The organism is Nostoc sp. 2RC (genome assembly GCF_014222165.1).
Lineage (GTDB): Bacteria > Cyanobacteriota > Cyanobacteriia > Cyanobacteriales > Nostocaceae > Nostoc > Nostoc linckia.
In genome coordinates, this window is sequence record NZ_JACKZU010000290.1 from 1 (window position 1) to 10,506 (window position 10,506).

Here is a 10,506-nt window from a genome sequence, read left to right on the forward strand (position 1 = left end):
ATGTTAATAATAAATGTTTGGGATAAAGTAAAAACTCGTAAAATTAACAGTTAATTATTTGTCACAAATCCCAAAAAGTCTGGTGAACTACGGCTCCTCAGTACACTAGCTAGATGAAAGCAGTCAAAAGGTAGTAATTTCCGCATAAACCTAAATCATCAGCTTTGGATGTCTATAATCTGTTATACAGGCGTCCAAAAGCTTAGCCTGTGCTAAAATCAGCGTACCGGCACGACGCAGGTGATGGGATAAAGCCATGTTTGAACGCTTCACAGAAAAAGCCATTAAGGTAATCATGCTGGCCCAAGAAGAGGCCCGCCGTTTAGGCCACAATTTTGTCGGCACCGAGCAGATCCTCCTGGGTCTGATTGGTGAAGGCACCGGTGTGGCCGCGAAGGTGCTGAAGTCAATGGGCGTCAATCTCAAAGATGCTCGGATTGAAGTTGAAAAAATTATAGGCCGGGGATCGGGCTTTGTGGCCGTGGAAATTCCGTTTACGCCACGGGCAAAGCGAGTTCTAGAACTCTCCTTGGAAGAAGCACGCCAACTGGGGCACAACTACATTGGCACCGAGCATCTGCTGTTGGGCCTAATCCGCGAAGGGGAAGGTGTAGCAGCCAGGGTGCTAGAAAACCTCGGTGTGGATTTATCCAAGGTAAGAACTCAAGTCATCCGCATGTTGGGAGAAACTGCTGAGGTTTCACCAGGCGGTTCATCTGGTCGGACAAAAACCCCGACTTTGGATGAATTTGGCTCTAACCTGACCCAAATGGCCACAGACAACAAGCTCGATCCTGTAGTAGGACGCGCCAAAGAAATTGAACGGGTGATTCAGATATTGGGTCGCCGGACAAAAAATAACCCAGTGCTGATTGGAGAACCAGGTGTTGGTAAAACCGCCATCGCTGAAGGTTTAGCTTCACGGATTGCCAACAAAGATGTACCTGACATCCTGGAAGATAAACGTGTAGTCACACTGGATATCGGTTTGCTGGTAGCAGGTACCAAATACCGGGGTGAATTTGAAGAACGGTTGAAAAAAATCATGGATGAAATCCGTTCTGCGGGTAACGTCATCCTGGTAATTGATGAAGTTCACACCCTAATTGGTGCAGGTGCAGCCGAAGGTGCCATCGACGCAGCTAATATCCTCAAGCCAGCTTTGGCCAGAGGTGAGTTGCAGTGCATCGGTGCGACAACCCTAGATGAATATCGTAAACACATCGAGCGGGATGCAGCCTTGGAACGCCGTTTCCAACCAGTAATGGTGGGCGAACCCAGTGTAGATGAAACAATTGAAATTTTATATGGTCTGCGCGATCGCTACGAGCAACACCACAAGCTGAAAATCTCCGATGAAGCATTGGTGGCGGCGGCGAAATTGTCAGATCGTTATATTAGCGATCGCTATCTCCCAGATAAAGCCATCGACTTGGTGGATGAAGCTGGTTCCAGGGTAAGGTTGATTAATTCCCAACTTCCACCCGCAGCGAAGGAGTTAGACAAAGAACTGCGTCAGATCTTAAAAGAGAAAGATGATGCAGTGCGTTCTCAGGACTTTGATAAAGCCGGGGAATTGCGCGATCGGGAAATGGAAATCAAAGCCGAAATCCGAGCGATCGCTCAAAGCAAAGCCAATGCAACTGGTTCCGAACATGAAGAACCTGTAGTTACAGAAGAAGACATAGCCCACATTGTCGCTTCCTGGACAGGTGTACCGGTGAACAAACTCACCGAATCGGAATCTGAAAAACTGCTGCACATGGAAGACACCTTGCACCAGCGATTAATTGGTCAAGACGAAGCTGTAAAAGCAGTTTCACGGGCTATTCGTCGCGCTCGTGTCGGTTTGAAGAATCCCAATCGACCCATCGCCAGCTTTGTGTTCTCCGGGCCTACTGGTGTAGGTAAAACCGAATTAGCGAAATCCTTAGCAGCTTACTTCTTCGGTTCCGAAGAAGCGATGATCCGCTTAGATATGTCCGAATACATGGAGCGTCACACCGTCAGCAAGCTGATTGGTTCGCCTCCTGGTTATGTTGGTTATAACGAAGGTGGTCAACTAACCGAAGCCGTGCGGCGGCGTCCTTACACCGTGGTGCTGTTCGACGAAATCGAAAAAGCGCACCCCGATGTATTCAACATGTTGCTGCAAATTTTGGAAGACGGTCGGTTAACTGATGCTAAAGGTCGCACGGTGGACTTTAAGAATACCTTGCTGATTTTAACTTCCAATATTGGTTCTAAGGTAATTGAAAAAGGTGGCAGTGGTATTGGCTTTGAATTTGCCGAAGATGTCACTGAGTCAGCTTACAACCGAATTCGCTCCTTGGTGAACGAAGAATTGAAGCAATACTTCCGTCCAGAGTTCCTCAACCGACTTGATGAAATTATCGTCTTCCGTCAGTTGAGCAAGCCAGAGGTGACCCAAATCGCCGAAATTATGCTCAAGGAAGTATTCGGTCGTCTCACAGAAAAAGGTATCACCTTAGAAGTCAGCGATCGCTTCAAGGATCGTTTAATCCAAGAAGGTTACAGTCCCAGCTACGGCGCAAGACCATTACGCCGAGCGATTATGCGCTTGCTAGAAGATAGCCTCGCAGAAGAAATCCTCTCTGGTCGCATCAAGGATGGCGATGTAGCCTTAGTTGATGTTGACGAGAACGGTACTGTTCAGGTAAGCGCTCAAGAGCGTCGGGAATTGTTACCCCAAGGCGTTGAGTAAGATTTAAAATTTGGGATTTTAATCTCAAATAGAAAATTAGAAAACGGTAGAGTAATCAATACTCTACCGTTTTTTTTGTGTGAAAATCTTGAGAGTTAATTTTGTATGGCTATTTTCGATTGAATGAAATACACCCTTTTTTGCTTCTTTCATTATTTTTATTGATATCGGTATCGAATTGAGTTACAGGCGCGTTACTCTTGAAGAATTTGAAAGATTACATCAAGATACTGCCTATGCCAGCATTTATTTCGGCGATTATATAGAAACCGATGAAGAGATTTATGTATATTTTGAAGCATTAAAAGCTAGCGATTGCTATCTAGACCTCGACAAATATTGGCAGTCACTTCACTTTTTATTCACGGAAGAATTTCCATACGAATGCAAAACTAATACTGAAAACTGGCTTCATAAAGTGTTTATGGGAGGAACCCCAACACAGTGGGAATCAACTTATGGAATGGTACGTTATTTGACAGCAAGTGAAGTTCAAGAAATCACTAAAATCTTAAACCATATCTCTACCGACCATTTACAAAACAGTCTGAATAAATTATTTGAATTTCAGGAAATTAGAGCCTATATGGAGCCACATTATCTCCATTTATATACTCAGTTAGTTAAGTTTTTTAGTAGAGCCGCACAAGAAGGTGAGATAATACTATTATCATTTAACTAACTAAACAAGGCAAAAGTAAAAAGTTTTGCTCTTAGGAAACCTGAGCTTTAGACTGATATCTAAACTTATTTAGGGGAATTATTTTTTTACTTTTTAATTATTCTTCTCAAGCTATAATGCTAAAACTATGAAAATTTTTACTGCAATTGTTGAGCGAGATTCTGATACAAAGCTCTATGTTGGGTATGTTCCTGGATTTCCGGGGGCACACTCGCAAGCAGAATCCTTGGATGAATTACAAGAGAATCTGCGTGAAGTAATTGAGATGCTTCTAGAGGACGAAGATTTAGCATTTGAGACAGAGTTTGTTGGTACACAACAAATTGCGATCCAATAGATTATGAGCAAGATACCCATTTTGAAACCACAGGAGGTTGTTCGGATACTAGAAAGCCTTGGGTTTGTGGAGGTGCGTCAGAAAGGTTCACATAAACAGTTTCGCCACGAAGATGGTCGAGGAACAACCGTACCTTTTCACAAGGGACGTGATATTTCACCTAGATTGCTACGGCAAATTGCAAGTGACATTGGTTTGACCATTGAAAAAATGTTGGAGTAGTAAAAATAATACGGGGAGATAAAAATCAATGCAGACAACCAATACCACGTCATCCCCCGCACAAGATCCAGTGAAGAATAACTGGGAATTTACAGAAGTATGGATAGATCCAATGTTATCTCCTCCATACATTCTTTTATTGCTTTGCAACAGTAACAAAAACTGTCAAATTTACGATCCGGCGCAGGGTTATAAAGTTGTATTTTCTAGTAATGACTATGATGCAGCCAAATCGTGGTTACTAGAAGATGAGTATGAACCAATTGAAGGTAGACTTTTAGCTGCGGAATTAGCCTGAGTTACTAGAGAGTGCTGTACAGCAGTATCAGATTCGATAAAAATTTTAATTTGAGAACGCTCAGTAATTGTAGAAATAAAATCAAGGCAATCAGTCAAAAATCCAATATGCTGTACTCTCAGCAGCAACACACTCTACTGACTATATAGGCTGAATTATTTTTGAATTAATTGATGAGCAAATTATTTGAAATTTTGCAAAAAATTAAATCTAAGCCAGGGATGTATATTGGGCGTGCTTCTGTTAACGATCTGTTTCATTTTTTAGTTGGTTTTAAAACTGCTTTAAGAGAATTAGGAGTTAAAGCAACTGAAGAAGAAATGGATTTTTATCGAAATTTTCAGCCTTGGGTGCAGAAAAATATCATGTGTCAACTTCTAACTCTTGGGCAAAAATTATCATGCTTCACTGTGGGAATGAACAAGAGGGTTTTAATACTTTTTATTGTTTGTTAGATGAGTTTCAAAATCGAGATAAAAGTTTAGAACATCAACAGAAGGTAACTGCTAGTTATGAAGTTGGTAATAAAAGTTGATGTCTTCGTTACGCACTTTAATTTGTTGGTGGTGCGTTAGCCTACGGCATAACACACGTTACTTCTAAAAGCTGCTGTAAAATATAACTAACGTTGCAAATTCGACAAAACGCTTGATAATGACACAAATCACGTTTAAAGTCCAAGCATTTTGGGATAAAGATGCTGAGGTTTGGGTTGCAACTAGCTCAGATGTACCAGGATTAGCAACAGAAGCTTCTAGTATAGAAATTCTCACGGAAAAGCTTCGAGTAATGATTCCAGAACTTGTTGTTCTGAATGGAATAATACCCTCTGACTATGTAGGCTCAATTACTTTTGAATTAATCAGCCATCGACAAGAGTTAATTCAGGTGGCTTGATAAATGGGTGCGTCTTTTACTTCTGAATTGAAAAAGATTCTTACTGAATCTGGTTGTTACTTTGAAAGACAAGGCAAGGGAGACCATAAAATTTGGTATAGTCCAATTTCAGACCATCGGTTTGTAGTAGATGGTTTTATCAAGTCGCGTCATACTGCTAATGCTGTTTTGAAACAAGCAGGATTACCTAAAGCTTTTTGATAAAAAATAAGTATGAGTCGCGTACTGTATCAAGTACTGTAATGGCATGTCTAGACTAAAATAGTGCATTAGTAAACTCTTGTGGGGTGGGCATCCTGCCCGCCCGGACGGGTGAGGACACCCATCCCACAATAAAATCTATTGCAACATTTAAGACTTCTCACGCCACTACTAGATACTTTTTGCTTTCCTTGTGTTTTGATTACGATTTGGGCTTATGTGTTGAAGCAACGTGTAATTCTTTGAGTTGCTTGACATCTACTCCCGAAGGTGCATCTGTTAACAAACAACGGGCTTGTTGCGTCTTGGGAAAAGCAATCACATCTCGGATGGATTCTTCCCCGGCTAGCAACATTACCAAACGGTCTAAACCGTAGGCGATGCCACCGTGAGGCGGTGTACCATATTCAAATGCTTCCAATAAAAAGCCGAATTTATTTTGTGCTTCTTCTGGAGACAAGCCGATGGCATCAAATACCTGTTGTTGAATTTCTCGCTGATAAATCCGTAGACTACCACCGCCAACTTCCACGCCGTTGAATACCAAGTCATAAGCTTGGGCGCGTGCTGTCTTTAAATCGCTCAAATCTTCAGGATGCGGCGCTGTAAATGGGTGGTGCAGTGCTTCAAGGCGTTTTTCGTCAGCGTTCCACTCAAACATGGGGAAGTCTGTAATCCACAGCAAGTTAATTTTTTCTGGATCGATTAATCCAAATTCTCTAGCAATTACTTGCCGTAACCTATCTAAAGTTTTATTAACAGTGGCAGCATCACCAGCCCCGAACAATAACAAATGTCCAGCTTTAGCACCTGTGCGCTGGAGAATTTCCTGCTTTTGTTCTGCGCTGAGGTTGTCTTTAATTGCGCCAATGGTGTCAATTTCGCCATCGTCTCTCACGCGGATATAAGCTAAACCTTTAGCGCCGGCTTCGCTGGCTTCTTTGAATAAATCACCACCTGGTTTAATACGGACATTAGAAATAACATCATTGCCGTTGGGAATCGGTAGGATTTTGACGATACCACCATTGATTACGGTGTCTCGAAAGACTTTGAAACCAGAGTCTTTAACGATATCCGAGACGTTGACTAATTCCAAACCATAGCGGGTATCTGGTTTATCGCTACCGTAGCGTTCCATTCCTTCGGCGTAGGTGAGACGGGGGAAAGGCCGTTGTAATTCAACACCTTTAACGGTTTTGAAGATATGACAAACTAACTTTTCGTTGAGTTCGATAATTTCTTCTTGGGACATGAAACTCATTTCCATGTCCAACTGGGTGAATTCGGGTTGTCTGTCGGCGCGTAAGTCTTCATCACGGAAGCAACGGGCAATTTGATAATATCTATCCAAGCCGGATACCATCAGCAATTGTTTAAATAGCTGTGGTGATTGTGGTAGAGCAAACCATTCACCGGGGTTGACGCGACTGGGTAGGATATAATCCCTAGCACCTTCGGGAGTAGAACGGGTGAGTATTGGGGTTTCGACTTCGATGAAACCTTCCAAATCTTCCAGGTAACGACGCATAGCTTTGACAATTTGATGACGCAGTTGTAAATTGTGTGCCATGCGTTCGCGTCGCAAATCTAAATAGCGGTATTTTAGCCGCAAGTCTTCCCTTACTGTTTCGCTGTCAGCTACCGAAACTTGGAAAGGTAATTGTTTACGGACAGCGTTGAGGAGTTGAATTTTATCTGCGTAAATTTCTATCTCACCGGTAGGTAGACGGGGATTGAGGGATTCTTGGGGGCGTTGCGTTACCCTACCAGTGATTTGGACAACATATTCATTTCGCAGGGCATTTGCCTGTTCATAGGAATCGGGGGTGCGTTGCGGATCGCTGACGATTTGGACAATGCCAGAGCGATCGCGTAAATCTAAAAATATCACGCCCCCATGATCGCGGCGACGGTCTATCCATCCGTAAAAGGTAACAGTTTCTCCAATATGTTCTTTTCGGACTTCGCCGCAATAGTGAGTTCGCATAATTGTTAGTTTTTCTCTCTGGGGCTAGATTGGCAAATAAATGTCAAAGCTTCCCCATTATCTAGCATCAATAGTAATTGTAGTAGTTCCAGTTCCAGAAAAAACGGAATCATCTTATGGAGGGCAGGTCTTAACAAGGGAAAAAGGCTTGTGGGATTTTTGCATAGAACCGGTAATTATAAGTGATTAGTTAGTTATGATATAAGCCTATTGCTTATGTATCCTCTCTCGCCCCCGATCCTTGGGGAGATTTTCAACGGGGTTGCAGTATCTAAAACCACAGCAAATTGAGTGTTTGAGCAGAAGTTAACACCAATGATTATCCCTACACTCCTACAACCATCCCTAAGGCGCTTGGTTACCATCACCGTGGAACTGACTTTCTGTTAGCTCAGCGGTTATTAAATGTGCTTTTAATGCAGGATTTCTAACACTGGCAATTATACTTTATTGTGGAAATTCAAAACATTATGAGTCACAACCAAGCGGATGAAAAAGTCTCTGAGGCAGAGCAAAAGTATCGCACCTTAGTAGAACAGATTCCAGGGGTTGTTTACATTTCACCGCTCAATACTACTGCCAAAGTTGCTTATATTAGTCCGCAACTGCAACAATTGTTAGGCGTGGCTCCCGAAGATTGGAATCCTAGTTTCTTCAATAGTTGGTTAGATTACACTCATCCTGAAGATCGCCATCGCCTTTGGCAAGCTGTAAATAGCACAATTTCCACTGGAGAACCTCTGTGTATTGAGTATCGGATGATTAGGCATGATGGTAGTATGATTTGGGTACGAAACCAAGCCAATCTCATTCTCTGTGTAGATGGACAAACTCAAGTACTTCAGGGTTTAGTGTTTGATATTAGCGAACGAAAACAGGTAGAAGCAGCCCTCAAGCAAAGCGAAGCTCGTTATCGTGCTATTCTCGAAGACCAAACCGAACTGATTGCCAGAGGCTTACCTGATGGTACTGTTACCTTCGTCAATGAAGCTTTCTGTAGGTATTTTGGAATCAAGCGAGAAACAATTATTGGTCAGCACTACGAACCTATTGTATTTAAACAAGACAAAGAATATGTATTTGATTTAGTCAATTCCATTACCTTAGAAAATCCCGTTGTCACTTTTGAAAATCGAGTTATGGCTTGTAAAGAAGTGCGCTGGGCGCAGTGGAATGTTAGAGGTATATTCGACGAGGAAAATCATCTTGTAGAACTGCAATCGGTGGGACGAGATATTACCGAACGCAAACGTGCAGAACAAGCCTTAAGTCAAAATGAGCAAAAATTCCGTGCCATCTTCAATCAAACTATAGAGTTTATGGGATTGCTTCAGACCAACGGAATTGTTTTAGAAGTCAATCAAACATCACTGGATTTTGCTGGAATTACACGAGAAGAAGTTGTTGGTCAATTATTTTGGGAAGCAAAATGGTGGACAATTTCTCCAGATACACAAGCACAATTAAAAAGTGCCATTGCTAATGCTACTAATGGGGAATTTATTCGCTATGAAGTTGATATTTGGGGTAGAGACGAACGAGTGATTACTCTTGATTTTTCACTACGTCCCATAGTTGATGAAACAGGGCGCGTGAGTGCCATCGTTTCTGAGGGACGAGATATTAGTGAATGGCAAGCCGCCCTGCGCGAACGGCACAAAGCCGAAGAAGCATTGCGTTCAAGTCAAGACTTTCTCCAAAAGGTTGCTAATACAGTACCCCATATTTTATATTTATTTGACCTATTACAAGGAACAAGTATTTATCTTAATCAGCAAAGTCTGAAAATTTTAGGTTATTCTCCAGAAGAATTTTGTCAAGCAGATCCGCAATGGTTCGTAAATTGTTTTCATCCAGATGACCAACATCTCTGTTATGACATAACAAGTCGCTTCACCAACCTCAAGGACAATGAAGTGATGTCCACCGAATACAGATTTCGGCACAAAAACGGCCAGTGGCTTTGGTTGAATACCAGAGAAGTCGTCTTTGCTAGAGATGCTAACGGTACTCCAACGCAGATTCTTGGTTCAGTTGAAGATATTAGCACTCGCAAGCAAGCCGAAGAAGTACTGCGACAACAAGCAAGAGGAGAAAGACTAATCACTGAAGTAACTCAACAGATTCGGCGATCGCTAAATTTAGAAGATGTTTTAAATACAACTGTAAATAGTATTCGAGAATGCTTGCGTTCAGATTGTGTAGCTATTTATCAATTAGCAACTGACGGTAGTGGTTATTTTGTTGCAGCATCCGTAGTTGACGGTTGTCCTCAGCAATTAAGAAATACAATTTTGCCATTTTGCATTCAAGAAGATTTTAGCCATTATTACCAGGGATTACCCAAAATTTTAAATAATATTCAACAATCTGATTTTTCAGCCGACGTTTTTGAATTATTGCAACTTTATCAGGTGAAAGCTGCAATGGTGGTGCCGATTTTGAATGGGCGACATTTGTGGGGTTTATTAATTACTTATCAGTTTGCCACACCTCGTAATTGGCAAGCATTTGAAGTTAATTTATTGCAGCAATTGGCCTCTCAAGTAGCGATCGCCATTCATCAATCAGTACTTTACCAGCAGCTACAAGCCGCCAACGAAGAATTACAAAGATTAGCTACCTTAGATGGCTTGACTCAAATAGCCAATCGCCGCCGATTTGATGAATATCTCGAAACTGAATGGCATCGACTCAAACGCGAGAAAGTACCACTGTCTTTAATTTTATTAGATGTTGATTTTTTTAAACCCTACAACGACACCTATGGTCATTTAGCAGGAGATAATTGTTTACAAAAAGTTGCCAGTGCGCTCTTAGATATTATTAAGCGTCCAGCAGATTTAGTAGCTCGTTACGGCGGAGAAGAATTTGCCGTAATCTTGCCAAATACAGAAATTCAAGGCGCGATTCATCTAGCTCAAGCCATTCGACAAGCAGTACGCAACTTAGAGATTCCCCATGCGAAATCTGGCGTCTGTAATTATGTAACCGTCAGTCTCGGCGTTGTCAGCACTGTGCCAAATAGCGAAATGTCGCCCCAAGACTTGATTAATGCAGCCGACAAAGCGCTTTATATAGCCAAACAAGAAGGACGCGATCGAGTTCGTGCTGTTTGTTGTTCGCCTCTTTAGTGGGGAGGGGGAGATGGGGG

Annotated in this window: 11 protein-coding genes; 10 read left to right on the plus strand and 1 reads right to left on the minus strand. The window is 42.1% G+C overall.

Translation table 11 applies throughout. The annotated features are described in order from the left end of the window. The first annotated feature begins 256 nt into the window (after positions 1-256). The 9 genes from GNE10_RS25480 to GNE10_RS25515 all read left to right on the plus strand — a co-directional run bounded on the left by GNE10_RS25480 (position 257) and on the right by GNE10_RS25515 (position 5,362). Positions 257-2,725: an ATP-dependent Clp protease ATP-binding subunit gene (locus GNE10_RS25480; RefSeq protein WP_099072445.1), complete on the plus strand. Its 2,469-nt coding sequence runs from the start codon at positions 257-259 to the stop codon at positions 2,723-2,725. A 178-nt stretch (positions 2,726-2,903) separates the two neighbouring features. Continuing rightward, a complete protein-coding gene (locus GNE10_RS25485) occupies positions 2,904-3,407 on the plus strand; it encodes a DUF1877 family protein (protein WP_221642991.1) in 504 nt (167 codons plus the stop codon). A gap of 127 nt (positions 3,408-3,534) precedes the next feature. Beyond that, complete coding sequence (locus GNE10_RS25490; protein ID WP_099072443.1) at positions 3,535-3,744, plus strand: type II toxin-antitoxin system HicB family antitoxin; 210 nt, start codon at positions 3,535-3,537, stop codon at positions 3,742-3,744. A 3-nt stretch (positions 3,745-3,747) separates the two neighbouring features. After that, positions 3,748-3,966, plus strand: a complete 219-nt coding sequence (locus GNE10_RS25495; protein WP_185567797.1) for a type II toxin-antitoxin system HicA family toxin — start codon at positions 3,748-3,750, stop codon at positions 3,964-3,966. 24 nt (positions 3,967-3,990) lie between these two features. Further along, entirely contained in the window at positions 3,991-4,047 is a 57-nt protein-coding gene (locus GNE10_RS36595; RefSeq protein WP_397326366.1) for a hypothetical protein, read from the plus strand. Next, entirely contained in the window at positions 4,037-4,264 is a 228-nt protein-coding gene (locus GNE10_RS25500) for a hypothetical protein (RefSeq protein WP_397326368.1), read from the plus strand. Before GNE10_RS36595 ends, GNE10_RS25500 begins: the two co-directional genes overlap by 11 nt. Positions 4,265-4,437: 173 nt before the next feature. Beyond that, positions 4,438-4,719, plus strand: a complete 282-nt coding sequence (locus GNE10_RS25505) for a hypothetical protein (protein WP_311774849.1) — start codon at positions 4,438-4,440, stop codon at positions 4,717-4,719. Positions 4,720-4,918: 199 nt separating this feature from the next. Then, the gene (locus GNE10_RS25510; protein ID WP_185567803.1) at positions 4,919-5,161 is read left to right on the plus strand and encodes a DUF1902 domain-containing protein; all 243 of its coding nucleotides are present in this window, start codon (positions 4,919-4,921) and stop codon (positions 5,159-5,161) included. A gap of 3 nt (positions 5,162-5,164) precedes the next feature. Continuing rightward, positions 5,165-5,362: a type II toxin-antitoxin system HicA family toxin gene (locus GNE10_RS25515; protein ID WP_185567806.1), complete on the plus strand. Its 198-nt coding sequence runs from the start codon at positions 5,165-5,167 to the stop codon at positions 5,360-5,362. A 202-nt stretch (positions 5,363-5,564) separates the two neighbouring features. Here GNE10_RS25515 and aspS read toward each other — a convergent pair whose 3' ends face one another. Continuing rightward, complete coding sequence (aspS, locus tag GNE10_RS25520) at positions 5,565-7,352, minus strand: aspartate--tRNA ligase (protein WP_185567808.1); 1,788 nt, start codon at positions 7,350-7,352, stop codon at positions 5,565-5,567. Between the two features lie 470 nt (positions 7,353-7,822). Here aspS and GNE10_RS25525 point away from each other — a divergent pair, with 470 nt between their 5' ends. Further along, positions 7,823-10,486, plus strand: coding sequence for a PAS domain S-box protein (locus tag GNE10_RS25525; RefSeq protein ID WP_185567811.1), 2,664 nt, complete (start codon positions 7,823-7,825; stop codon positions 10,484-10,486). Positions 10,487-10,506 lie beyond the last annotated feature (20 nt).

Coding starts and splice junctions, on each gene's coding strand:
- GNE10_RS25480 (WP_099072445.1), top strand. CDS start 257: ATGTTTGAACGCTTCACAGAAAAAGCCATTAAGGTAATCATGCTGGCC.
- GNE10_RS25490 (WP_099072443.1), top strand. CDS start 3,535: ATGAAAATTTTTACTGCAATTGTTGAGCGAGATTCTGATACAAAGCTC.
- GNE10_RS25495 (WP_185567797.1), top strand. CDS start 3,748: ATGAGCAAGATACCCATTTTGAAACCACAGGAGGTTGTTCGGATACTA.
- GNE10_RS25505 (WP_311774849.1), top strand. CDS start 4,438: ATGAGCAAATTATTTGAAATTTTGCAAAAAATTAAATCTAAGCCAGGG.
- GNE10_RS25510 (WP_185567803.1), top strand. CDS start 4,919: ATGACACAAATCACGTTTAAAGTCCAAGCATTTTGGGATAAAGATGCT.
- GNE10_RS25515 (WP_185567806.1), top strand. CDS start 5,165: ATGGGTGCGTCTTTTACTTCTGAATTGAAAAAGATTCTTACTGAATCT.
- aspS (WP_185567808.1), bottom strand. CDS start 7,352: ATGCGAACTCACTATTGCGGCGAAGTCCGAAAAGAACATATTGGAGAA.
- GNE10_RS25525 (WP_185567811.1), top strand. CDS start 7,823: ATGAGTCACAACCAAGCGGATGAAAAAGTCTCTGAGGCAGAGCAAAAG.